Origin of the sequence: Paenibacillus baekrokdamisoli (genome assembly GCF_003945345.1) — a bacterium.
In the GTDB taxonomy this organism is placed as follows: Bacteria; Bacillota; Bacilli; order Paenibacillales; family Paenibacillaceae; genus Paenibacillus_Z; species Paenibacillus_Z baekrokdamisoli.
In genome coordinates this window covers 1,295,313-1,319,927 of the sequence record NZ_AP019308.1, presented here as the reverse complement: position 1 = coordinate 1,319,927, position 24,615 = coordinate 1,295,313, and the positions used below count along the sequence as shown (strand labels likewise).

The following is a 24,615-nucleotide window of genomic DNA, read 5'->3' as shown; positions in this document are numbered from 1 at the left end:
GTTAACCCCATGGATTGTTTGCGGAAGCTGGAGCTTTACCGCTCTCGTTTGCTGCTTTAGCAAAATCTGCAGCTGCGCTACTTTCTCCACCGCCGCCGCTTTGATCTTTACCGTCTAGTGGATTTGTACCTTTAAATCTCGGCTTGGTATCTTGTTTATTGACAAACAAAAAAGCCTTGCTTTCGCGCAGGCTTTTGATTTGATCATCCAGCCCGCCTTTAACGGCTCCGCTGTCATCCAATTCAATTTTTGATTTGTCCAAGAGACTAGCAACGATTGTTGGATCGTGCGCTTCAGAAGTAAGAACCATCTTGAGAGCTGAGTTCAATTGCAGCTCCTTCATGTCAGAAGCATACTTTTCAGAAGCCGTTTTATTTTCGGCCTGTAGCTTCGTAATCTGTTCCTGTAAGGCCGCACTGTCACCGGATGACTTTTTTATTTCCTCCAGCTGCTTGTCACGTTCCTTTAATGTATCCTCGACTTGTTTCTTAGCCGTGTTTGCTTCATTGAACTTATCCTTCGGAATCCAATTGCCGTCGGAGACAATCGCAACCTTATGTTTATCGCCCAGTTTAGCCATCAGCTGGTTATACATATCTTCGCCTAGCAACTCTTTCAGATCCATTGCTGCACACTCCCATTGGTTTTTATGGCGCAACCCCGCCTTGGGCAGCCGTGATGCTCCGGCAAACGAGCAAATAGGCCCCGGCAGTCTCAGCCAGAGCCCAAACAAAAAGCACCCTCATATGTGAGAGTGCTTGTTATTTCTTCTCTTCTTTTTTAGGAGTAATAATTTTCACATCTTCTTTTGTGGCCGTAAAGCGGTCCGGTCTAAAGGTTGACTTATTCTCAGTCATTTGGGAAGCACCTCCGCTATAATAATTAGTATTCCTGCCATTTCACTAGCCTCGACTATTTGATATTTTGTTTTCTTATCCAGAAGAAATTCATATTCTCCTTCGAATTCACTTAATGGAACTACTGCAGCACCAGTTGATTTAGCCGGTACCCTTAGTTCAAGCCTTACTGTACCCGAGAAGGCTCTGTCCGATAACAAGGTTGTACTAACAAATGCTGCTTCCTCAATAATTAACCCTGGCATCTGCTCAACAGGCATATTAAAGATATTACGCTCGAGACCACGATATACAACTATGTTCTCTAGCAAATTAAATTTAGAGAGCGCCGAGCTAATATCTTTGGCAACATTATCATAAACCTTCATCCCGCCACCGGCACGCAAATTTTTATTAATATCCAAGTAATCATTACCTGTATACCGTCTAATCGCTTCTGCCTCTTGGATCGTTAATTGTCCTATCCAAGCAGGTGTAACTTGATCGATCCACGCTTGTGTTTCTTCGGCGGTAGAAAATTTCCGAAAACTGGATGATTTTATTATATCATTATTCAGCGGTTGTTGAATAGATTGAGAAGTTACTAATTCGTCAATTCCGTGCATCCCATTCTTTTCCGAAGGTAAATGCTTTTTCTCCCACTCCTGGTAGGTGATATCACCTGGCACACCATACGTCTTTCCGTCATCACCCCTTGCTGCACGCTCCTGAACGTTATCCTCAAAATGCGGGATCGTCGTCGAACGACAATGTGCATGCAGCGGTGGATAGTTCACGCCCGCTTGAGCTTCCGTAATGGGGATGATTTTACCGTCCATACTCTTACAGATAGATGAAGTTCGCAAATCCAAGGTAGCCATGTACTTATATTCAGTAACCCCTAGCTCCTTATAAGCATCAAGGCGAGACTGCCCTGATATATAGGCCGATTCTGTCATGATGATTCGTGCAGCAGCAGAACGAGAAACGCCCATTCGTTTGGAGAATTCAGAAATGACTTGATCTTTTGAGTCACCGCGGATTAAATTTTGCGTTAACGCCGTCTTTAACTCGCTGATAAGCTTCTTCCGATCAGCCCATATCCGCCCACTGAAATTGGTTCCATCCGGCGCCCAAGGTGTTGATAACAGCTTGTCCAACTGGATACTATCTAGTTTAGCGAAAGATGAGCCAATCCCTGCACCCTTCTGCAACTCGAAAATAGACCGGTGGTAGTTATCTTTGTATATGCCGCCTAGCAATCCCTGAGCGCCAGCCTGCCGCGAAGCAGCCAATACCTCAACGTGCTGTTGCATCTGTATCTGCAACGCCTCTAAACGACTCATACGAACCCGAATACTGGCGTTTTCCAATTCCTTCATCCATCGTTGATCAATTGCGTTCTCTTTACCGCGTTTAATGTAATCCTCGACGGTCCATTTGAACTCTTTGAGCTCTCCCGCTTTGAGCATCTGTCGAGCGGTTGCCATGTCTACACCGTTATTGATTGCAAAGCGTCCGTAAAAAGAATCAATGTCCCGCTGTATGGACGACATGGCCTTTTCGTACTGGGTATTCATGCTCTGAATATATTTTTCGCCTTTGTTGAGTTGTGATTCATTTAGCGTTTCGAGCCTTCCCGCCCAGTATGCATCGGTTCTCATTAGCCCCCAGCTCCATTAGGCGAATTATCTGGATTTAAACCGCTATATGGGGCTGGCTCTAATGCCTTTTGTTTCTCCATTCGGGCTAACTCATCGGCAGGATCGGTAACAAATGGATGATTAGCAATTAGGGTTTCATCAGAGATAATACCGACACTGCTCTTCACGTTATTGACAGCTTCCGTTTCATTAATCATCATATCGCGGTTAAAAATAAAATCGACCGACACATCGGAATAATCCGTGCCGATCGTATTTGCAATATGTTTGTCCACAAACCATAGGAGCTGTTCTAATCCTGCTTGGAATTCGTTTTCAATATCATTTGCATCCAAATCCAAATCTGCATACAAGAATCTCAATGCGATCCCGCTTGGGCTGCTCCCAAATTTATCAGACTGCGTATCTACTCCACGCCCGAACTCGTATATGTCTTTACGCAGCTGTTCAACGTGCTGCTTTAAAGCTTCCGGGTTAAGATCAAGCGTTAGTGTATTCACATCTCCATCGCCTTGCACCTTTACAGCTCGGTATCTAGACAGGTTGTGCCGAAACTCCCCCAGATCCGTACCGTCGTAATCCTTCAAGACGTATATCCCATTAGGCAAGTCTGCAATGTTATTGCTGTTATCACTTCTCTGCTCATCGTAATCATCAACGAGTGATTGTAACACCTTGATAAGCGGCAGCTCGTCGTCATTATATTTAAACGGTATGAACGGTACTTGCTCCCAGTTCAGTGGGGTCTCCTTGCCTTCACCCTCCATGGCTGAAAAGTGGGAGCCAAATGCCCCGGCTTCCTCATCCGATTTCAGTCCTACTGAGCCTATTGCATCAAGCGTATACCTCCGAACACCGGTGTTATCCCAATACTCGACTTTGGTGATTGCTCTCTTGTTCATGCCCTCGTAGTAATCCAGCTCATAGGTACGAATCACTCCGTCTAGCTCCGTATGGGCTGAATCCTTCCACAGCGGTATCACTTCATCCGGTGAAATGCGCTTGAATGCCAGTTCGCCAGTGTCATTGTAATAAACATGCAGCCATCCGATACCGTTGTTAATGGCATCTTTGCCGATATTCTTTAGCAGCCTTAGAAACGCTTTTCCAAATATGTCCGACAGCTCCGATGCATAAGCCTCATTATTGGTTTGGATAGAAGGTTGCTTTGAAAGCAAGTAGCCTATCTTCTGATCAACCAGCTTGCGAATAAACATATGAACAAGTCTTCGATTTGCAAGGTTCTTATCCTCTACCTTCCGACCACCCTCGCCGATGACCTCTCGTCTACGCTTGAGGACCTCATGATCCCCTCCATAATACTGCTGTCCAAGCTTCATGAGCTTTAACTCAGGTGAACGACGCCAATCATCTATCTCTTGCTTAATGATCTGCTCAAGTGTCATCGGAGCTCCTGCTTTTATAATGTCTGATATGGTTTGCATAGCAGCTGTCAATTCACATCACCGCCTTCCTAATCAAAAGATATACCTGATTGCTTCATATCCCCTTCAAACGCGTACCTCGTAGCATCGATCGTATGATTATCCTTGTCCTCTAACTTTGTACGCGGATTACCATCAGCGTCCGTTTGATAGTCGATATTCTCAAACTCTTTCGCTGTATTCGGTGTCCGCTGCGGATCGATAACTATCTCTTCCAGATCATCCAACCACTTCTCTCCGTATTCCACGCTGCCTGGCCCCTTCTTCGCACCCTTGATACGAATATGGTGCTGGAGCTTTAGTTCGTCAATTGATTTCGGCTCTGCGCTATCGGCGATCGTCATCAATTGATCGTACCCCTTGACCTTTATCTTCTCGGATAGCTCCCGGTTAGATATTTTCACACCATATATTTCATCGATAGCAAAGATGCGACGACGCGTTTTGTCGTAATGCCAGCGGACGAAAGCCACCGGATCCACACCGTAACCCCAGTCGTTGCCCTGCCGAATGTTATCAAAGCTCTTTAACTCATCGTCTGTAATTCTACGGAAGACGAGGTTATCAAAGGGTACCACGCCACTACCGATCGCCTTCCCGAGGTATTCCCAATCATACTTTTGCTCGTTCTTTGCTCTGACGCTCTCGGCTTCCTCGATAAATGCCCTTGAGATATGTGGATTCTCCAGGTAGGTGGAGTGATGGACACATGTGTTGGTCGGTATATCGACTACAGTATCGTATTTCTTATTCACCCAACTCTGCTTACGTTTTGGTGGGTTATAGCTACAATAAAAGGCATAAAAAAGACCATCAGGCAGCTCGGCGCGAAGCACGGAGTTTTCAATGGTCGAGATTTCATCTTCTGTTTTAAATTCAGCCAGTTCCTCAATCCATAGGAAAGCGAGTGGGAATTTACTCATTTTAATCGATTTGATCTTTGCTGGGTCATCGGCGCCTCGGAATATGATCTTGTTTCCTCTTGGTATGTAGATCAGTTGTAGCGGTGATTTAAGAGTGCGCCAGTATTGACCTACCCCAAGGATCTCAATCGCTTCTTTTAATTGCTCAAATACGGATTCGTCCAACGTCCGCCCAACTTTACGGACACAGAGCGTAGTCACTGGATAGCGCATCATATCAACAATCAATTTCATGGCGATGTGAGTTGACTTGGCCGACCCCCGACCGCCTTTGAGGACATGCCTCAGATACCGACGTGAGTTGGCAGCTCTCCAGAACTTCTGAAAACGAGTTGTGATGAGTCTGGATAACTTAACCTTCATCATCGCCATCAGCCCCCAAATCATCAATGATCTGAACGCCCACAACACTATCAAGCAGTTGCTTATCAGTCCAGAGTGCATAACGCTTGCCTAACAGCTCAGCGGCTTTGATACGGTCTTTCCCATCCAGCTCCTTCTTTACGAGCTGCTGTTCACCCATACCAAGGCCAAGAGGGAACTTCTCCTGGACTTCTCCTCGCATAACCTTCGATAGGAACTGAAGGACCTCATCTTGTTTAGCGATCTTCTCACTATCCTTGACAGTGATCCGCTCGTCCAGATACTTCTTAACATTTGGTTTATGTAACAGCTTCCGTCCATTAGCATCAGCTACGCTGCGTTTAGTAACACTATATCCAGCATCAATGTATGCCTGCGTTGCATTGCCGATTTCTATATAGCGATCAACAAAAGCCTTTTGTTTTTGAGATATCGGTTTCACTTCATAACACCCACCCCCGAAATAGGAAGAGCACCCGAAATGGGCGCTCATAATTAATAATATATTCAAATAATACAAATACATACTTGACGAACGTAAAGTATCTTGCTATAATAGAAATAGAGAAAGGAGGTGAACACATTGGAAAAAACGAGAGAAGAAAGACGACAAGAGGAAAGAGTTGAAATGTTCAAGATGGTGACGGTCATCATCACCTTGATAAACTCAGTCAGCATCCTCATCATCACATTGATCCGCTAGGGTCACCCGAAACCTTAGCCCCGAAAGGGGCTTTGGTTGAAGGGCAAGTGAAATCAGGTGTCGTCTTTCTTACCTCAGATTATAACACAAAGGAGCTGGCGGTATGAATAGCAAAAGAATGCAAAAGGCAACAATGATATTGAGTATTGCATCCCTTATTATCAGCTTGGCCGCATTGACTATACTCATTGTAAAGTGGTGATTTCACATGTACACATTCAACAGCAAAGAAGAATTAGCGGAATGGATCTCCCGCGAACTCATTGGTACAAATGAAGCAATGGAAATCATGGATTGCAGCCGGCAGAACATTCACCTCTTTGTGAAGAATGGTAAGCTAGTTCCGGTTAAGGATTCCGGTAAGGAACGCTTATTCTTTCGCAGTGATGTGCTCAAGCGCAAAGAAGAAGCAAGCCTGTACCATCGAAAAAACCAGTGAACCGATCTTTCATATTTACAAAGCACCTATAAACTGGTAATATTTTATTTAGCCGCATGGGAAAGCATCCCTGCGGCCTATTCTTTTTTCTGGCACTTTGGCATGCTGCAAACTTGCACCGTACCAGCCCAACGTCCCCATAAACAGCGGACGCATCTACTAGGCTGCTTCGGCGGATCTTTCTCGGTAATTCTTTTCCCCATTCTAACAGCCTCCTGTTTTGGGTATGAAAAAAGCCGCCCAGATGGACGGCTTTAGCTCTAATTCGTATCGTTATATTGTTGGATACTAACATAATAACACGGATATTATGGCTTATGTGGGACATTATTACGACACCGTTACGACAGATTTACGACATTCCCGATATCTTTGCATATTCATACAAAGCTTTAGGTCTCCATCGCTCAAAAGTCTTGCGTACAACCTTTAGTTCTGTCGCCACTTCACCTGCTGGCAGATCCTCTACGTATCTCAGTCGAAGAAGCTTACCGTAACCGGGCTTATAATCTTCAAGCACTTCCAGTACGTTATCGAAGTACTCCTTTTGCTGCTCCAGATCCTGAAGCTCGCTGATCCGTTCGATGACAGAATCGTAGTCTCCGATATTACCCGTTCGGGCCTCGATAACCTTCTCAATCTTTCCACGCAGCTCTTGCAAAAGTTTCTCATCTTCCGGATCTGCTCCAGACGTAGTTATGACCTCTCCCAGTTGTGCTTTCGTACCAGCTGGATACTTTGTCAGATAAGCGTGAGCCGCTGTCTCCAGCCGTTGTTCTCGCTTATTCAGATACATGTACGTCGGTAGTCCGCGGAGCTGGCGGTGCAATTCTTGAAGGTGGTCATCCTGATTCAACCGGCTGACTGTTATACCGTTTCCGATTGGGTACTTTTCGAGTATCTTAATTCTCGCTACAATTCGCTTAAAATTTTGCTAACTGTTCGATGACTGCTTGTTCATTCATGCTAATTCCTCCCCCGCTGTGTTCTCGATATCTATCGTGTCTAACTTATCCCAATCGACACGGATCTCTTTAGCCTTTGCAATAACCGCTTCTTTCTGCTTAGGGGTTAGGACTATGTCCATAGCCTCGCCATACTGCCTCTCTGCTGCCGCATAAGACTTCGTTAGGAATACGTTCATCTGCTTCCAAAACCTTTCATTGCTCATCCCTTTTAAGCGCTGGAACATTCGGCGTTGCTGATCTGGGGTCATGTCTAGTTACCCCCTATTCGTTCTATTCTCGCTTTAACGGCTGCCATCAAAGCATCTTGTCCAACAGCTTTGCCCTCCAGTGCCGCCATAACATCCTCGTCGATCGTACCTTCTGCTATCAAATGGTGAATGATGACACTTCGGGTTTGTCCTTGTCGGTACAATCTGGCGTTTGCTTGCTGATAGAGCTCAAGGCTCCAGTTGAGTCCGAACCAAACAATGGTGTTGCCACCTTCTTGAAGGTTAAGCCCATGACCGGCTGAAGCAGGATGAGCTAAAAGTATTGGAATGCCGCCATTGTTCCATTCTGCTATATCGTCAGCTGTGTTCAAAGTGCGGGCTTGTGGGAAGCGCTTCTTGATCCGGCTCAAGTCATGCTTATAGGCGTAAAACACTAACACCGGATGCCCGTTTGCGGCTTCAATCAAATCCTCTAGTGCATTCAATTTAACGTCATGGATCTCTCGAACGCCGCGATCCTCGTCATACACCGCTCCGTTTGCCATCTGAAGCAGCTTATTGGATAACACCGCAGCGGTATTAGCTACGATGTCTGCTCCCGACATTGGTAGAAGTAAATCCCTCTCAAGCTGCTCATATTGATCTCTAGCCTTTTCACTCATCGCCAGTGGTACAACTCGGTCAATACGCTGCGGCATATCCAGCCAGTCCTCAGCTTTCATGCTCACACAGATGTCTGCGATCTGTTCATGGATGCGGTCCTCTGCTTCTTTCTTCTGCTTCCACTCGTATACGACATGGCCGCTCTTTGCACCAGCTGAAAAGTAACGGTCACGGTATCCACTTATCGTTGTCCCTAAACGTTCACCTCGATCCAGTAGATAAATCTGCGCCCATAAATCAAGAAGGCCGTTCGGCGCTGGCGTACCGGTTAATCCGATTACACGTTTCATCAACGGCCGCACTCGCTTAAGTGCCCGGAAGCGTTGTGCGCTGCTGCTCTTAAAGCTGGATAACTCGTCTATCACTACGGTATCAAAAGGCCACTTGCTGCCAAGGAAGCCGACCAACCATTGTACATTTTCACGATTGATCACGTAGATGTCAGCATCGGCTTTCAAAGCAGCTTCACGCTTCTTGGTGTTACCTAGAATCTTGCTAATCCGTAAATGCTTCGTGTGGTCCCACTTGCTTGACTCACGGCTCCAGGTATCCTCAGCGACTCGAAGCGGTGCGATGATCAGAACCTTTGTTGCTTCGAAGGAGTCATACAACAGCCGATCAATGGCTGTTAATGTGATAATTGTTTTCCCAAGACCCATCTCCAAAAGGAGTCCTATCGCTGGGGTAGCCATGATCCGATCAACGGCATACTCTTGATATTTATGCGGCGAGAATTTCATGAGCCAAACACCTCGGTTATAAATCGATCGGTATCAATGTGAGAATCTATTTTGTAAAACACATGACCCATGTCGGTTAACGTCCTTGCCCATTTCGCCTGTAAAGGTTTCAGAGGTTTGCCCGGAGCCTTAAGCTCGACATACACCGTCCGGCCATCCGGTAAAAGCACGATGCGGTCCGGCACACCATTATGTCCTGGGGACGTGAATTTAAGCGCTTTGCCTCCACGCTTCACAACCTCATTCGTGAATCTATTTTCAATTGCCCTCTCTCTCATAGCCTACCTCCCGAAATAGCTTGTCACTTTGTCACCGATGTCCGCACATATACGCGTATTAGGCGAAATACGCGTTTAGCATACATACGGGCGCACAGCTTACTATGCTAATTACATTTACTCTATATATAAGATAATTAGAGTGACAGTAGTGACAGCAGCTTCCAAACCCTTGCTGTACTTGGCTTAAAGGTGTCACTGCAACACTTTTTTTACAGTGACATTCTCGGTGACACGGTGACATTTACTGTCACTCTGTCACTCAGCCCCTTTTCTTTAGGTGACACTTCTTTCAAATGTTTTTTGCCGTCCGTATAGTTTAAACCTTGTTTTTTCTGGCATCCTCTCACGCCATTCCGGCATCCTTCTAATGATGTCGCATATCGCTTTGGACTCCCATGATTTAAACAGCTTGAGTGGGGATTCAAGGCACTCCACCCAAACCTCGGCAGGGCAAACCTTTGTTCGTTGCACACTGCCCGTGGGTGTCCGCAGATATTCCCGTCGATCATACTCATCTAACTCATCCCAATTTTCCGGCAGTAGGGTATCGAGATACTCCTGAATAAGTCCTTCCCGTGGATCTGTGTCCATGTGCCGCTCTTGCATTGCTTGTGCCTCCGCATACATTGCACTATCAAGCTCAAGCGACTCCTTGTCCTTATACAAGCAAAGCGCTTCTGCCCATAGTTGCCCAACAACAGTATCCGTAAGCTCCGTAAAATGGTTCTTGGTTCGTTTGTCAGGATCAACAGTCACAGGCCAGAAGCGACGATTACCCGTTGCATCCTGGAGGAAGTTACTATTATTAGTCGTTCCGAAGAATACGCATTTACGCGGGAAGTCCGTGACCATACGGTCGTAAGCTACCCGATATCGATCGCTTTCTTTAGAGAGGAACTGCTTGATCTCATCGACCTCAGCCTTCTTCATAGCCGCCAGCTCACCGATCTCAATAACCCATGCGCCTTGTAGGTGTTCCCCCGCCTCTTTGCTATCAAAGGTCTTCAGTGAATCAGAGAACCACTGCTTCCCCATTTTCGCGAGCAAACTGCTCTTACCTACGCCCTGCGGCCCCACAAGGACCAGCATATAGTCGAATTTGCAACCAGGTTCATAGATTCGCTTGATAGCGGCAACGAACATCTTTCGCGTCACTGCTCTTACATAGGCCGTATCCTCGGCCCCAAGATATTCGATGAACATTCGCTCCAGTCGCGGCACTCCATCCCATCGCTGTTCTTCAAGATAGCTCTTTACCGGATGGAAGGTGTTGCCGTGTACGACTTCCGTTAGTGCATTTTTAACCGTATCTGCTGACTTGATATTGTACTTCTTACTAATATAGTGCTGCAGTCTACGATCATCGGCCCCAAGCCATGGTTCATAATCGGAATTGGGCCGCTCACGCTTGCGCCAAGGCAGGGCATTCTTCACAACCTCCGCATTCTTGAAAGCATCGTAGGCAAGCACGTCCTTTAAAGCCCCATTAGTTAGTATAAGTTCAACATTACGTGCATTAGATAATATGATTTTCGGGTTTTTCTTATTACGTTCAAGCTTCGCCATCCAGTCGATCGCTCCTTCATCGAGATCATCCATATCACCGAACTCATCAGCTATAACCTCACGCATAACCGATTCATCGCCCATAGCGAACTCCATCATAGCTTGGAACGAAGGCAGCTTAGTCACGTTTGTCTTGTCACTGGTATTGTCATCAAGGTCCTTAAACTTATGAAGCCTGACAAGATCGAACGCGTTAACCTCTCGCCCGCTGATCGGGTCCGACTCATGATGAGAGAAAGCAAAGGTATCTTGATCGTAGATGACAAGGCCACCGTGTGAGGCGGATCCAGTAAAGGTGTATCGATCCTCTACGGCTGTCGGCTCATAAGCCTCTGACAAGAACGTCTCTATTGCTCCGCTGATAGAGTAGTGTCGGCAGAAGGCGCCGATTACGCCGCTCTTCTCGCGTGGATCTTCCATCTTAGAAGCTGTTCGGCGCTGCGCTTCTTCATCCGGATGCCGATCCCATTGCGTCGGGTCCGTCCAATCCTCGTACTCTTCCAGCAGCTCGTCTATGTCAACCAGTTCGCCCTCGATCTCGGTAAATACTGGACTGGCATCACTCGAACAGCTTGGCAGGTACATCAGCCGATGTACGTCGAATGTCGTCTTATCGAAATGCCGCATGCCGATGTTAGCAGCCAGCTTCCGTGAGCTCGCCGCATATTCATCCGGACTCATCTCTCGGCTTGTCGGAATGACGATACGATATTTCGGCTTGTCCGGCCGATGGCTGTGCGTCGAGTAAATAATATGCGCGTTACCGCCAAGAATAAGATCAAGGCTAAACATGAAGTCATCGTCCGCATGGTCCACGTCAAGCGTAATCAGGCAGCGGGCATCAACGTTCTCTTTCTTCCTACGCCCCCCTTGGACAAGGCCACCAACGAAAGCAGCCCCATCCTTCACCTTTCCTTTAGCTGGGACAGTCAGCATGTCGTACTCGGCCATCGTTTCGGTCGTACGGCGAACGCTGCTGATACGCTGCACAAACTCGCCCCAGCTGAGGTATTCATTTTTCCAATTCGTGTCGCTTCGGTTCCGACCGAACGCGATAGCTAGTTCGACATCATGCATGTAATCTCACGTCCTCCTATTTGTAAAACTTTACCTTGTAAAATATAATAGAATCTAGCAATTACAGAGAGATAAAAAAAAATACTCTCTGTAGAAATTTGTTATAGATCGAGTTGGAAAAATACATGTGAGAATAGGGGTTATCTCGTGGCAAGTAAACCAGCAAGAAATAATAATTCTGATGAGAATATTCTCGAATTAAAAGCACCTATGGAAGAGGTCGCTTCCAAAATCAAACCTCGAATAAATGAGGGATATATACTCATTCGATTTGAAGTTCTTTCTGAAAATGAATTGAAACATGCTGAAGCGTCTTTTAAGAAATGGAACGATTATAATACCTTGTTGCTAAAAAGTCTGTTTACTACTAATGAAATCTCCGATGAATACGATGCCTCATCATCTATATCTTTTATTTCTCAAAGCTGGCATGACGAATATAGGATTTTCCTAGATTACCTACATTCAAAAATTTCTACTTTAGAGTCAATTCTAGGCAGGTTAGAGCTATTCCCTATCGCTTCCACCCCTACACCCCCTCATCAAGTTTCAATATCTACAATCCCCAAGCCTCAGTCTGTATTTATTGGGCATGGTAGAAGCAAGTTATGGGCACGAGTAAAGACCTTCCTACACGATGATTATGGAATCAATTCATTTTCCTTTGAGTCTGAAACTCATGTTGGGGAATCTATTATTCCTGTTCTTCAAAACTTTTTAGAACGAGCTACATTTGCTATTTTGATACTTACTGCTGAGGACGAGACAGCAGAAGGTAAAATTAGAGCACGGCAAAACGTTGTTCATGAAGCAGGATTATTTCAAGGTAAACTGGGATTTAATAAGGTTGTGATATTACGCCAAGATGGACTTGATGATTTCTCTAATGTTGATGGTCTGCAATATATTGGATTTTCTGGAGAGAACATTGAACAGGCTTTCTATGAAATCCAGCGCGTTCTAAAACGTGAAGGAATCATTAAATAGCTGTCTACCTCCACCCCTCCGTACCCTTAAAAGTAAATTCTCATGACACCTTTCAAAGGTGTCTTTTTTTGATTGTCACGTATTACTGTATTCATTCAGATGCATAACCTTTGAATTCACTGCTAAACGCTTTGAGAATTCTACCATCATGTTTCCTTGCGATGACATATAAGGCAGGAAAATGAGAAAATGGTGGTTCTATTTCTAAAACTTCCGCTTTCCAAGGAGTCGGCGGCGCTTGTTCGCCAATGTTACATTGCCAAGCTTTTAGTTCTACCCATGAGCCTACTTTGGGCCTTATCCCCATGTTCTCACCCTATTCATCCAGATACATGTCATTCAACTCGTTGCGACCGTAACCGCTGAGCACCTAACCGTCCAACCTGCTGCCGACTCATGACGGGCTCCGAAGCAGCTCGCTCCGGTGACCACTTCATAACGCGGGTACGGTAGTGGAATGTCTGCCGGTTGATTCCGTTAGCCTTACGTAGGTTGATAATCTCGTCGGAATATACCTGTACGGTTTTTCTCGCTTGCGCGGCAAACTCGACCTGCCGTTCTGGTGAGCAGAGCGGCTCTTTAGCCGCCCTTTCTTCGGTCCAGCCACGCCGTAGTCGATCGTAGAATGTTGGTCCCCCAATACCATTGGCTTCCGCTACCTTGCGCCAATGACTCCGATCCTTCTTAACTCGGCTAGGGGTAGTGATCGCCTTCTCCTTCGACCAGCCCAACGCCCTTACCCGCTGGGCTACCCTTACAGCGCTAACCCCGTTCTTCGCTGCCCGGGTGTACTCATCCGGAGTGATATAGAAGTCATACGGATTTATCATTGCTTTCACCTGCGAGATCGGTAATCAACCGATCGATATACCACCGTGCCTTTTGCAAATCCTCGATGCCATTTTTCCGACTCCAACGCCACAAGTATTTAATCGCCGCACCTGTGTTATACGCTTGGCCTCCTACCAATCCGGTAGTCGCTGCCTCAATGGCATCGATGCACTCAATACCGCCAGCCATGTAATGAACTGGATGGTTAACGTTGTCTTTAGTCAAAGGAATCATTCCTTTCTACTAATCTATTATTTTGGTACAATGTTCCTATTGTTCATGAAAATAGGAGGCTCTTATGACGGATATAAAACAAACTCTTGAAATAGGATTCATTATGCCTATTGCTGCTATCGATGGCTGTTCTGCTGAACACTGGACAGATGTGCGTAACATCATAACTGAGGCAGTCGCAAGCATTACCAAGTACAAATGCACTTCTAAAATCGTAAGTGAATCAGAAGATGTAGGTGTTATACAGAAACGTATTGTTCAAAATATCTACAATGCTGACGTGGTGGTTTGTGATGTAAGCTGTAAAAACGCCAATGTAATGTTTGAGCTTGGAATGAGGCTAGCTTTTGATAAACCTACAATCATTATTAAAGATGTGGAGACAGGCTTTTCCTTTGATACCCAAGTTATTGAACATCTTATATATCCAAGAGATTTACGATTCAGTAAGATTGTTGAATTTAAAGAGAATCTTGCAAGAAAGATAGTCGCCACCTATGAAAACTCCATTAATGACCCTGAACACTCGACATTTCTAAAAAATTTCGGACAATTTAAGGTTGCAGCTCTTGAAGAAACTACCGTCACTCCAGATAATTTAATTATTTCTATGCTAGGTGAAATTCAATCAGAAATTTCCGTATTAAAGAGATATCAAACTAGACCATCTAATAGAGAACAAAATTCTAATAAATCCCAAGTGAGTCTTGCTGACATCCAGTTTCATGTTAAACTTGGCGTGGTGGAATACTCAAATAAACAAAAACTCTCACTAAATGATTTAAAGCTCTATGTTGATTCAGGTGATCTGTCCGCATTGCTAAGACACATAAAAGAATACGTCAAAAGGGAATTTGGAAATAATCATTTTGTTGATGATGCCGTCTTAATTGAATTCATGCATAAGGTCTTACAGGAAATTGGAGTAGCAAGTTAATATCAATCTTTTTTATAGAAATAAGTCTCGAATCCGTCAGCTCGAAGCAGTAGTCCTGGAGCCCATCCGATCGGCTGCCCCATAATCTCGCATATCTCTTCAAGGGAATCGAACTCACTTGGCTCGTCGATAATGACCTCATCATGTACATGCATAACGATTCGGTAATTATTTGCATCAAGACGAATCATAGACTCAGCCAGACAATCCCGCGCGACAGCTTGGACAATATTCTCCACCAGCTTTCCGCCGTAAGTCCGTAACCGTGCCCATTGCTTCTTATCATTAACGCCTTCGTAGCTAAGCTGCTTGCCATAAGTCCCTTGCTCCAGCCGCGGCTTATAGTAAGCAAGCTTCCTACCAGAGGGCAACCTACAGAACAATGTCCCGCCTGTCATTTGGAACGAGATACCGTGATGCAGCTTCCACTCTTTGCCGGGCACCTCTACGGCTTGAATGGCCGTGCGCTCTGCATCCTTCCAGAACTTCTTGATATTCGGGCTTGCTGCTCTCCACGCATCAACAAGCGGCTGCAGTTCCTCTTCTTGCATCCCTTTATCAAGCGCACCCATTGCGATCAGCGCATTCGGGCCTCCACCGTAACCGAGTGCCAGTTCTGCAACCTTCCCTCGCTGCCGATCATCCTTGGAAACCTCATCGATCGGAATCTTGAACATTTGTGCTGCCGAGGCTTCATATATCTTCCCGTGTCCATTGAAAACGTCTAGCCTCCATACTTCATCAGCCAGCCATGCAATAACACGCGCCTCGATAGCCGAGAAGTCAGCCACTCGAAACCTATTAGAAACGGATGCTACGAAAGCTGTTCGAATCAACTGGGAGAGAACATCTGACACGCTTTCGAATAGCATCTCGAGCAATTCATAATTCCCTTCCAGCAGAAGCTCTCTCGCAAGCCCTAAATCAGAAAGGTAATTCCGTGGCAAGTTCTGCACCTGAACGAGTCTCCCTGCCCATCGCCCAGTACGCCCGGCGCCGTAGAACTGAAGCAGCCCCCGCACTCGTCCGTCACTACAGATAGCCCGCTGCATGGCCTGGTACTTTTTAACACTCGTCTTGCTGAGCTCTTGTCTCAGCTCCAGCACACGTTTAGCCGCATCGCTGTCCACTTCATTCATTAGAAGCGGTACGGTATCCTTAGTCAGGCTCTCGACCTCGATGCCCTCAGCTTCTAGCAACCAAGCTTTCATTTGAGCTCCACTATTTGGGTTAGATAGCCCGGTCAGTTCAACAGCTTCAGCCATTAGCTTTTTCTTATACTGTTCATCGCAAGCGATTGCGTTCTCTACCAGCTGCGGATCGAGCTGAACGCCACGGTCGTTAATCTGTTGATCTAGTACCCACAGCTGCCACTCGGAGTCAGGAACCGGATGCTTGTCCAGCACCCGGCTAATCTCTCTTTCTGATTCAACGTCTTGACCACAATAAGCCTTGTAAGCCTCCCATTTCTCCTGTGCATGATGCGGATAATTACGGGACCGGCCTCCGTTGACCTTGGTCGGCTTACACGGTACGGAAAAATATTTGATAAGAGCTTTACCAGCTGTATCCTTCTTGACTTCAACGTCCAGCACATTGCCGACGCCCTCTAGATAGTTAGGAAGACCAAGATAGAGTGCATGAACTGCTGTACAACGCCACTGTTCAGCTGGCATCGGTATGCCGAAGTGCTTGGCTATACAAGTCCGCTCGAACGCTGCGTTAAACGCCTGCTTGATGATCTCAGGGGCAGTAAGAGCCGTTAGGACAAGCTGAGGAATATCCTCAAAATCTAGCAGATCAATGATTTGAACCGGTTCATCATCAAAGGCATATCCGAATAGCAAGATTTCGAAGTCAGGTGAATTGACGTATTTGTAAACACCGCATTTGATAAGATCGACAGATGAATACGTTTCAATATCTATCCGGAGAACGGTCATGCAGCCACTCGAAATGGCAAAATCAAAATATCAATGCCGTTGTTATTTGAAAGCACGATTGGATCCAAAGGACCACGTAATTTAATTGTTACGGATGAATTTGCCGCATCGAATACGGACAGAGCAGTTAGGAAGTATTCAGCATTGAACATGCGAAGCGACCTACTTCTGACCGGAGCTTCACCGAGCTTTGCAGTCATTTCCATCCCATTTGGCTTGTTTTCAATTGTGAGGTTAATTTCCCCATCTATAATCTCCATTCCCGCGATTGGGGCTTTCTTACTGAGTTTGGACGCTACCAAGGCAATGCACTGTGCCGCGAGCAAAGCATCTGGAACGCCAGCCTGAAGGATTTCAATTTCCTCATGAAAGTCTGTAGGAAAAACCTTGCTAAAATCTGGATATATGCCTTCGATTGGCTGCCCAGATTTTGCATGCAATGTAACTGACTGCTGAAAGCTATGGACGTTAGAGACACGAAGTCCAAAATGAGCATTTGTAACAAAGGCGGTACCATCAGTACCATAATGAATACCCTCAAGCACAGGCCTACCGGTGTTTCCAGATGAAGCGAATTGTTTGGCAAATTTACTGACAATTTCCGCTTTCGAGAGCGTTTTACTCATAGCTTCTTACCGCCATGTCGATGTGGCCTTGTAGCGTTATAGGTCATCTTCTGAGCTATTGCGGCTTCCAGATCGATACCGAGATGACCACAAGTATCGAATATCCGAATGACCGTATCCGCTAGCTCCGTAGGGATGCCACATGGCTTGTCGCCTTCGAAGTACACTTCCGTAAAGCCGTGACCATTACGGTGATCTTCCAGCGCTTCCGAAAGCTCACTGTGCATTAGTGCAATACATTCACCGAAGCTGCGCGGCTCTTCATACCATCCTTTATCGATGGCGTTTTGATGGGCCGCCTTGACCAAGCCGTTAATTGTTACAGGCTTTGTAGCGTCCGCATTACTAGGACCCCAATGACCGTTTCGTTTGAGGATCTCGATAACTTCAGGAGCGTATGGTTCGTCAGTATTAATCACTAGGTAGGAGTTAATACTTTTGCCTTCTGTCTCCCGTTTGTCGTTGATGGCATTAAGGATCTGATACATCATCTTCTTTTCTTTGCCATGTAGGTTGTCGATATCTGTGATCTTAACCACAGCAAATTTGTAATCCATCTATGTTTCCTCCCGAATTTTGAGATAAAGAAAGGGACCCGTTGCCGAATCCCCTAAAATAATTAATCCAAATAGCTCTCGTCATCACCATCGTCCTCAAATTCCTCATTCGAGAAGTCATCATTCACGCTACTGCGTCCACCAAGGAAATCACCATCCTGCACTTTAACGATGTTGTTAAGACCAGCAGCGACTCCGCGATTCCCTTTCATATCAAACGGATAGAAGTTAAGACTTACCTTTGCATAGCAGCCGCTGTACACCTCGGTTGTGTCCGTGATCTCAGCGAACTTGGTCTTGCCTGCAGCATCTTTACCGATCGGCTTCGCAATACCTGGCTTGTTTTTGCTGGAAGCATTCAAGAAGTAATGACCCGCATACGTCTCATCGTCTGGACGCTCTTCGTCACCATCACGCAAAGGCGTTTTAATATTAGCTGGAACCTTACCGCCCCATTTGCTTTTACCTTGCTCCTTAGCCGTATCAACAGCCGCTTTGATTTTACGAAGCGTTTCCTTATCCGTTTTCGGGATCAAGATTGCTGTGCTGTATTTCTCATCGCCGCCATCGATGGATTGCGGTGTGAAGACATGAGTATAAGAGAGACGTACCTTGCCTGTTACAACTTTTGTATTTGTATTTGTAATTGCCATTTTGTTTGGCTCCTTTTTAGTTGGTTTTTAAGGTTTGCGTAGGAAGCGTTTTAAGTATCAGCTTACCTTTTTCAAATTCAATTTCATGGTGATCAACAGAGCCATATTCATTAACAGAGAATATGCGGTCAATTTCAATGTCGTCTTCGAGACCCCCGCGCATTGCAAGCGATCCTGCGTGCCCTATGACTTCACGTTCACTGTTTCTGGTAATCATTTGTTGATCGTTAAATTCGCTTTTATTCGTTTGAACAATGATATATAGCCGATTCATTTAATCAGCTCCCATTTCAGCAAAATCAGATTCAATAGAAGCAAGAGATGATAGCTCAGGCCGCTTGTCCGATTCTTCGACGAGAGTTGGCTTGCCTGCCGGCTTAATGATCAAGTCGGACAGCATCTCCCCGAACATCTTCTTACCGACTACCTTTTCCATCTCCCCGATGCCAACAAGCTCCTGCGGTTTAAATATCGATTCAGGCTTAAAATGCTGCCCGAAGTGCTTTTGCTTAATGGCTTGCTCAAGTGTGAATTTGACAGCTTCTTTATCCGAGTAGATGCGGTTACTTCTCCCCTCGACTAACTTCCATCCGGGATATCGAACGCCGTTCTTCTCAGCCTGCTCGTGCATATGGTCCTTAACATCACCAGCCCAGCTGACAAGCTTATCGATTTTACCTCGAATATCAGCAAGCTCTTCAAGGGAGAGCAGTGGTGGCTCTTTGAACTCATGTTCTAATAATTCAAGGTTCGCAAAAGCTCTCGTCCTACACTCCGACCTAGCCTTACAGAATTTGCAATGATCACCTGCAGCAGTCGGACCTTTACCGGTAACAGCCAGATCCGCACCGGGCTTAACTACCTCATCAGCCCATTTAAGCAACGCTTCAGCTGTCATCTCTTCCGTTGATACACTGTCGAGCCGTGGCTGGACGATCGTCATACGGACAATCTGCACATCGTATAGGAAGCTGAAACCATTTATAGCGCCGAGTCCATATAGGCGGAGCTGGCTGTTATCCTCAGCGGAAACAGGCACACCTTTGCCATACTTAAGATCAATAACCTCAAGTGTGCCGTCAGCGATAATAACAACATCACCCGTACCGAAGCCTTCAGGCACCCACGGTGAGAAGTCCAACCGTTCCTCAAATAATATCTTCGCATCCGGCGTTTTAGCCCGTGCCTCATTGATCCGCTCGATAACCACATCCATATAAGTCTGAACATGGTCCTCCATCTCCTGCGAGTAAAACTGACCTTTCTTAGCAGCATCAAGCTTCTTCTTGTGCTGTGCTTTGGTGATATGATTGAACAGAAAAGCTAGATGAATCTCGGATAGCTCGTGAGCTGCCGTACCCTCAGCCGCAAAGTCACTATTATCTTCGCGGGTAAACATAGCTTCTAGCCCTACACTACCTGGGCAGCTAAGCCACCTCTTAGATCCAGAAGCGGAAAGCTTAGCGTGAGCCCTGCTTGCATGTGCAACGGTCAATCCCCACACCCCCTAGATTGTTGTAATTGTTCTTGATACAGCTGAAGTTCATTTTGTAGTCGATCAATTTTAGCCTCAGCAGCCTGAAGCTCTCTAATCGTTTCCGGCCATCCATTCCGAGCTGCAACATAGAATGCGGCGTCTTCTGGGAATAAGCGACCTTCAGTATTAGTAATGCTTATAAAAACTTGACTACAGACAGGGCTTCCACAATCACAAGTAGTAATCTCATACGGACCAGGAGTAGCCGCCTCGCAGATTGCTAGATCTGCCTCTAGATCGCGTGGCATTACAACGCCTCTAGCGCGGCGAGGAAGTCAGCCCGCTTATCCTCGGGAATCGTACTGATACTACTTGCCCCGATAGCACTAAGCAGAGCCTTGACTCCTGCTTGCTTACCGGCTTTGGACACCTCAGCAGCGTTAGCCCGCAGATCTTCGACCGTTGGGATCGTAGCGCCTTCTCCTTCGGGCATATCGGAAATAGCTTCATCAAGCTCTTTCTCATTTTCGGCCGCTTCTTGTGTAGCTGGCGCCTCGACTTCCGCTTGCTTGGCTGGCTTTGTTTGACGAGCAGCCTTTTCAGGCTTGGCAGTTTCAACAGCTGCAGCAATTGGGGCCGCACTGTTACCTGTGAAATGGGAAGCAAGGATAGACAGCTCTTTAACCGCTTCTGCGGCTGTTTCGCCGTTAATATGAATTTGAACAGACATGGATGATTCCTCCTGATTAGGTATGAGATGAAATAGAATTGCTGGGTAATAGTAGATCATAACGTTGTGCCATGAGAGTATAAGTACGGTTATGAAAAGCTTGCTTCCCTTCGAGAACCTGCTGCGCTAAAATGTGATACATGGCGGCTTCAGTGCATGAACAGTGATTAGCTTTATCACGGAGAGCATTCACGATCATCTGCGCTTGCTGTCCATCTAACTCAATTGGAAAAGTGCCTTTAAGCATTGTCTTGCCGCCTTTCGAGCTCGTATGATACAATGAGCCCAACTAATGTTTTTGAATCGAACGGCTAATCGGCTCCTACCCCGATTGGTCGTTTTTCTTTGTATCCCTGCAATCTCACCATTCAGCCAGTCTACGGCTGCAGGCCTTACATCCGGATCCACTTTCTCAGGATGGCTATGTACCCAATCCCTGATATGCTCCAGCTCTTTAATGCGCTGCGTTACTGTTGTCATGACTGCTCCGCTGCTCCAAGTTGTTCAAGAGCTGAATCGATATTACCCAGAACCTGCTTAGCGTTCATGGTTTCTTCTGGATCGCCTTCGTTAGTAACCAGGTATAGATAGGCTATCTCGGCTTGCTCCTTCGCTTTAGCCAACGTTTTAACCAAATCGCGTCTGCGCTGTTCATCATGCTTGTTCACGGTTTTCACCTCCTCTCAAGGTGTACAACTGCCATTTCACACTTACTGCTCCGACAACCATACCAGTAAAAACTCTCGGGTAGCCTTTGCCGGAAAATACCACTTCCCACCGATCTTATGCTTCGGAAAACGAGAATCGAAGAAAAACAGATCCTGTATCGTATTCCAGCTCATACACGTACGACGCTTCAACTCATTCGTATCCCAGTAGACCATCTCAGCATCGATATCCTTGACTAGGTCCGCGACTTGTTGCCTGATCAACTCTTTTGTTTCGACTTCGTTTATGTTGACCGTGATCATGACAGCAGCTCGTTAAGATCATTGTTTTCACGAATCGACATCTCTTTCACGATTGCGAGGGTGACAGTGGTCAGTACGGCATCTTCTACAATTACATTCATCTTTTTACCTCACTTTCAGTTCATTTCATTATTTGATAAAAATCTTATCATTGGGTATAAAAAGAAAAATTATGTCAATAATATTGACGATAATATTTTTATCGTTTATACTCAAAGAAGATAAAAATTTTATCATAAAAAGCATAACTAAACAGACCAATCGTCTCCAAACATATCTGGGAAAATAACTTCAAGCGGTTGTTCAAAATATTTTGAAAATCTAAACATGAGATCACGACCCGGTTTTAGAGCCCCTGTTTCAATCATTCGAAGATAGACTTTTGAAATTTCAAGTTCAGAAGAAACAAGATCTCTCGACCCTTTGGATTCACGGCATTCAATTAACTTATGTCGTTTATTTACCATTTGCTTGATCACCCCCTTGCCGTATTTTGATTATATTTGATAATAATCTTATCGTCAAGTAGTTATTGTTAAGAATTTTATCTAAACTTCTCGAAAGGTCGTAATCACAATGAATCTTGGACAAAGGTTAACTGCACTACGAAATTACAAGAGAATTACTCAAGACCAAATAGCCGAAGCACTTAATGTGAAACGAGCTAGATATAATGCTTGGGAGAATAGCATATCTAATCCAGATCACATTAAGCTCGGTGAGATTGCAAGATTCCATGGTGTAACCGTTGATTTCTTGTTGGGTCTACCTCATCCACAAGGAATATTAATGTTGACTAGTGACGATTATTCCGATGGTTACACAGACGAGTCATTCTTTGAAGACCTCGAGAAAGAGTTGCAACGCAACTTCAAACCTAAAAAATCTCTGTCACCCAAAGAAGAACGCGACATCGCTACTGACTTAGAACGTATGATCGGTGAGCTTGAATCCAGAGAAGCCCTCGCATTCCACGGTGAGCCAATGGATGATGAAACAAAAGAACTTATGAAAATTTCGTTAGAAAACTCATTGCGTCTTGCAAAAGGAATGGCTAAGCAAAAATTTAATCCAAACAAAAATAAATAAGGGGTAAACTGAATGGGGATTAAAAGATTAGTTGGGCAACTGATTCGGAGACACAGAACCAACAATCCTTTCATGATTGCAGAGCAGAGAAACATAGTTGTCTTATTTGAGCCGCTCGGGTATACGATGGGATACTTCAACACTTACAAACGTATTCCAATAATTCATATAAACACCGAACTGGAAGATTCAGATCAACTGTTCACCTGTGCCCATGAGCTTGGACATGCTCTCCGACATCGGGAAGTAAACACGCCGTTTCGGCGTCACACTTTGCAATCAATAGATAGAATTGAAAGAGAAGCTAATGAGTTTGCCGTTGAACTTTTGGTACCAGACGAACTTCTATTTAATGGAATGACCATCTATGAGGCAGCAAACGTATGTGGTGTGCCTGCAGAGGTTGCTCATTTGAAACGCCCACAAAAACAGTCCTTCTGGAAAGATGAACAATCATACTTTAATCTGTAAACTTGCGCTTTCCCGCCGCAAGGCGGTTTATTATATACATAAACAGAACATACGTTCTGATAGGAGGAAGAAAATGGCGAGTTTTAAGAAACATGAAACCGGCTGGGAGTTCCGAATTCGATGTAAAGATCCTTTCACACAAAAATTCACGGAGAAGTCACAGCGCGGATTTTCAACAAAGAGAGAAGCACAAACAGCGGCTACAGACCTAGAGAAGAAGTTGGCAGAGGGCTATGAAAAGATAGATATCAGTCTCTCTGATTTTCTGACAAAATGGATTGATGAATACAAAACAGGTACAGTTCGAAAGAATACGATTGAATTGCATAAAAACAACATTAAAACACACATCAAGCCATATTTTAAAAATATTATGCTAAAAGATATCAAACCGATCATGTATCAAGAGTTCCTTAACAGCATCGGGGATAAAGGGTATAGCCGTCGGACTGTTGAGCTTGTCCATTCCACACTACACAACGCCTTGGAGAAAGCAGTCACACTATGCAAGCTGGAGCGTAACCCCTGTAACGGATCTGAGATCAAGGGACCGAAGAAGAAAAGCACAGTCCAGTTTATCGAATCGAGTGATATACAACGCTTCCTCCAAACGGCCCGTCAATACGGGTATATCTACTGGATGATTTTCAAGTTACTCATTGAGACCGGTATGCGTAAAGGTGAAGCAGCCGCGCTCCAAAGAACTGATGTCGATCTCAACCAATGCACAGTCCGAATCAATAAATCTTTGGACTTTACTGCAAAGGATGACAGTGAATTATTTGGTGACACCAAGACACTCAGATCCGAGCGTACCATTCGAATTACCAGTACACTAGCGGCTGATCTGCGCTACCATTTTGATTGGCTGGATCAAAATAAAGATATTATGAAAGAGGTTTATCGGAACGATCTTGATCTCGTCCTATGTCGCGAGGATGGAAATTATATGCCTAAGTCATCACTATTCAATGCCTTCTCTCGTATTCTTAAAAAAGCGGATCTACCTTCGCTTCCAATCCACTCCTTGCGTCACACGAATGCAGTTCTTCTACTCGAAGCCGGTGCTGATATGAAGTTCGTTCAAGAACAGCTTGGGCATGGTAGCATTCAAATCACGTCGGATGTTTACGCCCATATATCTAAGAAGATTGAAGCTGCAAACATGGAAAAATTCGAGATGTTTACGAAAGGCATACTCCAATGAATATTTTATTTGTGGGCATTTTGTG

At 45.3% G+C, this 24,615-nt stretch carries 30 protein-coding genes; 6 read left to right on the top strand and 24 right to left on the bottom strand.

Annotated features, from left to right (window positions below; all coding sequences use genetic code 11):
* Position 1: 1 nt before the first annotated feature.
* From EKN16_RS05665 to EKN16_RS05645, 5 genes are all read right to left on the bottom strand, one after another.
* The gene (locus tag EKN16_RS05665; RefSeq protein ID WP_125654437.1) at positions 2-625 is read right to left on the bottom strand and encodes a phage scaffolding protein; all 624 of its coding nucleotides are present in this window, start codon (positions 623-625) and stop codon (positions 2-4) included.
* A gap of 228 nt (positions 626-853) precedes the next feature.
* A complete protein-coding gene (locus tag EKN16_RS05660; RefSeq protein WP_125654435.1) occupies positions 854-2,500 on the bottom strand; it encodes an ADP-ribosyltransferase in 1,647 nt (548 codons plus the stop codon).
* Positions 2,500-3,945: a phage portal protein gene (locus EKN16_RS05655; RefSeq protein ID WP_125665883.1), complete on the bottom strand. Its 1,446-nt coding sequence runs from the start codon at positions 3,943-3,945 to the stop codon at positions 2,500-2,502. The genes EKN16_RS05660 and EKN16_RS05655 overlap by 1 nt, the downstream gene beginning before the upstream one ends.
* Before the next feature lie 29 nt (positions 3,946-3,974).
* Positions 3,975-5,234 (bottom strand): PBSX family phage terminase large subunit, encoded by a 1,260-nt coding sequence (locus EKN16_RS05650; protein ID WP_125654433.1) that lies wholly within the window; start codon positions 5,232-5,234, stop codon positions 3,975-3,977.
* The gene (locus EKN16_RS05645; protein WP_232016240.1) at positions 5,221-5,673 is read right to left on the bottom strand and encodes a terminase small subunit; all 453 of its coding nucleotides are present in this window, start codon (positions 5,671-5,673) and stop codon (positions 5,221-5,223) included. Before EKN16_RS05645 ends, EKN16_RS05650 begins: the two co-directional genes overlap by 14 nt.
* 469 nt (positions 5,674-6,142) lie before the next feature.
* Here EKN16_RS05645 and EKN16_RS05640 point away from each other — a divergent pair, with 469 nt between their 5' ends.
* On the top strand, positions 6,143-6,373 hold the full coding sequence (locus EKN16_RS05640) for a helix-turn-helix domain-containing protein (RefSeq protein ID WP_125654431.1): 231 nt from the start codon (positions 6,143-6,145) through the stop codon (positions 6,371-6,373).
* A 352-nt stretch (positions 6,374-6,725) separates the two neighbouring features.
* Here the strand turns inward: EKN16_RS05640 and EKN16_RS05635 are convergent, their stop codons facing one another.
* The 5 genes from EKN16_RS05635 to EKN16_RS05615 form a co-directional block, all read right to left on the bottom strand.
* Positions 6,726-7,169: an RNA polymerase subunit sigma-24 gene (locus EKN16_RS05635; RefSeq protein WP_232016238.1), complete on the bottom strand. Its 444-nt coding sequence runs from the start codon at positions 7,167-7,169 to the stop codon at positions 6,726-6,728.
* Between the two features lie 165 nt (positions 7,170-7,334).
* Positions 7,335-7,589, bottom strand: coding sequence for a hypothetical protein (locus EKN16_RS05630; protein ID WP_125654429.1), 255 nt, complete (start codon positions 7,587-7,589; stop codon positions 7,335-7,337).
* Positions 7,590-7,591: 2 nt separating this feature from the next.
* Positions 7,592-8,953, bottom strand: a complete 1,362-nt coding sequence (locus EKN16_RS05625) for a DEAD/DEAH box helicase (RefSeq protein ID WP_125654427.1) — start codon at positions 8,951-8,953, stop codon at positions 7,592-7,594.
* The gene (locus EKN16_RS05620; protein ID WP_125654425.1) at positions 8,950-9,231 is read right to left on the bottom strand and encodes a VRR-NUC domain-containing protein; all 282 of its coding nucleotides are present in this window, start codon (positions 9,229-9,231) and stop codon (positions 8,950-8,952) included. Before EKN16_RS05620 ends, EKN16_RS05625 begins: the two co-directional genes overlap by 4 nt.
* A gap of 276 nt (positions 9,232-9,507) precedes the next feature.
* Entirely contained in the window at positions 9,508-11,877 is a 2,370-nt protein-coding gene (locus tag EKN16_RS05615; protein ID WP_125654423.1) for a virulence-associated E family protein, read from the bottom strand.
* A 147-nt stretch (positions 11,878-12,024) separates the two neighbouring features.
* On the opposite strand from EKN16_RS05615, the gene EKN16_RS05610 reads away from it, so the two are divergent.
* Positions 12,025-12,864 (top strand): TIR domain-containing protein, encoded by an 840-nt coding sequence (locus tag EKN16_RS05610; RefSeq protein WP_125654421.1) that lies wholly within the window; start codon positions 12,025-12,027, stop codon positions 12,862-12,864.
* Between the two features lie 335 nt (positions 12,865-13,199).
* On the opposite strand, the gene EKN16_RS05605 is transcribed toward EKN16_RS05610, so the two are convergent.
* Together EKN16_RS05605 and EKN16_RS05600 are read right to left on the bottom strand one after the other, a co-directional pair.
* Positions 13,200-13,694 carry a hypothetical protein gene (locus tag EKN16_RS05605; RefSeq protein ID WP_125654419.1) on the bottom strand — a complete coding sequence of 165 codons (495 nt, stop codon included), beginning with the start codon at positions 13,692-13,694 and terminating at the stop codon, positions 13,200-13,202.
* Positions 13,678-13,920 (bottom strand): DUF3310 domain-containing protein, encoded by a 243-nt coding sequence (locus tag EKN16_RS05600; protein ID WP_197719122.1) that lies wholly within the window; start codon positions 13,918-13,920, stop codon positions 13,678-13,680. The genes EKN16_RS05605 and EKN16_RS05600 overlap by 17 nt, the downstream gene beginning before the upstream one ends.
* Before the next feature lie 73 nt (positions 13,921-13,993).
* Between EKN16_RS05600 and EKN16_RS05595 the strand changes: the two genes are divergently transcribed.
* A complete protein-coding gene (locus tag EKN16_RS05595; protein ID WP_125654415.1) occupies positions 13,994-14,866 on the top strand; it encodes an RNA helicase in 873 nt (290 codons plus the stop codon).
* 2 nt (positions 14,867-14,868) lie between these two features.
* Here the strand turns inward: EKN16_RS05595 and EKN16_RS05590 are convergent, their stop codons facing one another.
* The 12 genes from EKN16_RS05590 to EKN16_RS05535 form a co-directional block, all read right to left on the bottom strand.
* A complete protein-coding gene (locus EKN16_RS05590; protein ID WP_125654413.1) occupies positions 14,869-16,809 on the bottom strand; it encodes a DNA polymerase in 1,941 nt (646 codons plus the stop codon).
* Entirely contained in the window at positions 16,806-17,435 is a 630-nt protein-coding gene (locus EKN16_RS05585) for a beta clamp domain-containing protein (RefSeq protein ID WP_125654411.1), read from the bottom strand. Before EKN16_RS05585 ends, EKN16_RS05590 begins: the two co-directional genes overlap by 4 nt.
* Complete coding sequence (locus EKN16_RS32860; protein ID WP_232016236.1) at positions 17,432-17,992, bottom strand: nucleoside triphosphate pyrophosphohydrolase family protein; 561 nt, start codon at positions 17,990-17,992, stop codon at positions 17,432-17,434. Before EKN16_RS32860 ends, EKN16_RS05585 begins: the two co-directional genes overlap by 4 nt.
* Positions 17,993-18,054: 62 nt before the next feature.
* Entirely contained in the window at positions 18,055-18,645 is a 591-nt protein-coding gene (locus tag EKN16_RS05575; RefSeq protein WP_125654409.1) for a DUF2815 family protein, read from the bottom strand.
* A 16-nt stretch (positions 18,646-18,661) separates the two neighbouring features.
* The gene (locus tag EKN16_RS05570) at positions 18,662-18,919 is read right to left on the bottom strand and encodes a hypothetical protein (RefSeq protein WP_125654407.1); all 258 of its coding nucleotides are present in this window, start codon (positions 18,917-18,919) and stop codon (positions 18,662-18,664) included.
* Positions 18,920-20,140, bottom strand: coding sequence for a DUF2800 domain-containing protein (locus EKN16_RS05565; protein ID WP_125654405.1), 1,221 nt, complete (start codon positions 20,138-20,140; stop codon positions 18,920-18,922). It lies immediately after the preceding gene.
* Positions 20,137-20,430, bottom strand: a complete 294-nt coding sequence (locus tag EKN16_RS05560) for a hypothetical protein (RefSeq protein WP_125654403.1) — start codon at positions 20,428-20,430, stop codon at positions 20,137-20,139. The genes EKN16_RS05565 and EKN16_RS05560 overlap by 4 nt, the downstream gene beginning before the upstream one ends.
* A complete protein-coding gene (locus tag EKN16_RS05555) occupies positions 20,430-20,852 on the bottom strand; it encodes a hypothetical protein (RefSeq protein ID WP_125654401.1) in 423 nt (140 codons plus the stop codon). The genes EKN16_RS05560 and EKN16_RS05555 overlap by 1 nt, the downstream gene beginning before the upstream one ends.
* Before the next feature lie 216 nt (positions 20,853-21,068).
* Positions 21,069-21,332 (bottom strand): hypothetical protein, encoded by a 264-nt coding sequence (locus tag EKN16_RS05550; RefSeq protein WP_125654399.1) that lies wholly within the window; start codon positions 21,330-21,332, stop codon positions 21,069-21,071.
* A complete protein-coding gene (locus tag EKN16_RS05545; protein WP_125654398.1) occupies positions 21,329-21,520 on the bottom strand; it encodes a hypothetical protein in 192 nt (63 codons plus the stop codon). Before EKN16_RS05545 ends, EKN16_RS05550 begins: the two co-directional genes overlap by 4 nt.
* A 42-nt stretch (positions 21,521-21,562) precedes the next feature.
* Positions 21,563-21,823: a group-specific protein gene (locus tag EKN16_RS05540; RefSeq protein WP_125654396.1), complete on the bottom strand. Its 261-nt coding sequence runs from the start codon at positions 21,821-21,823 to the stop codon at positions 21,563-21,565.
* A 248-nt stretch (positions 21,824-22,071) separates the two neighbouring features.
* Positions 22,072-22,290: a helix-turn-helix domain-containing protein gene (locus tag EKN16_RS05535; RefSeq protein ID WP_125654394.1), complete on the bottom strand. Its 219-nt coding sequence runs from the start codon at positions 22,288-22,290 to the stop codon at positions 22,072-22,074.
* Positions 22,291-22,399: 109 nt separating this feature from the next.
* Here EKN16_RS05535 and EKN16_RS05530 point away from each other — a divergent pair, with 109 nt between their 5' ends.
* From EKN16_RS05530 to EKN16_RS05520, 3 genes are all read left to right on the top strand, one after another.
* The gene (locus EKN16_RS05530; protein ID WP_125654392.1) at positions 22,400-22,912 is read left to right on the top strand and encodes a helix-turn-helix domain-containing protein; all 513 of its coding nucleotides are present in this window, start codon (positions 22,400-22,402) and stop codon (positions 22,910-22,912) included.
* A 12-nt stretch (positions 22,913-22,924) separates the two neighbouring features.
* Positions 22,925-23,383 carry an ImmA/IrrE family metallo-endopeptidase gene (locus tag EKN16_RS05525; protein ID WP_125654390.1) on the top strand — a complete coding sequence of 153 codons (459 nt, stop codon included), beginning with the start codon at positions 22,925-22,927 and terminating at the stop codon, positions 23,381-23,383.
* A 73-nt stretch (positions 23,384-23,456) separates the two neighbouring features.
* Positions 23,457-24,590, top strand: coding sequence for a site-specific integrase (locus tag EKN16_RS05520; protein WP_125654388.1), 1,134 nt, complete (start codon positions 23,457-23,459; stop codon positions 24,588-24,590).
* Positions 24,591-24,615: the final 25 nt, after the last annotated feature.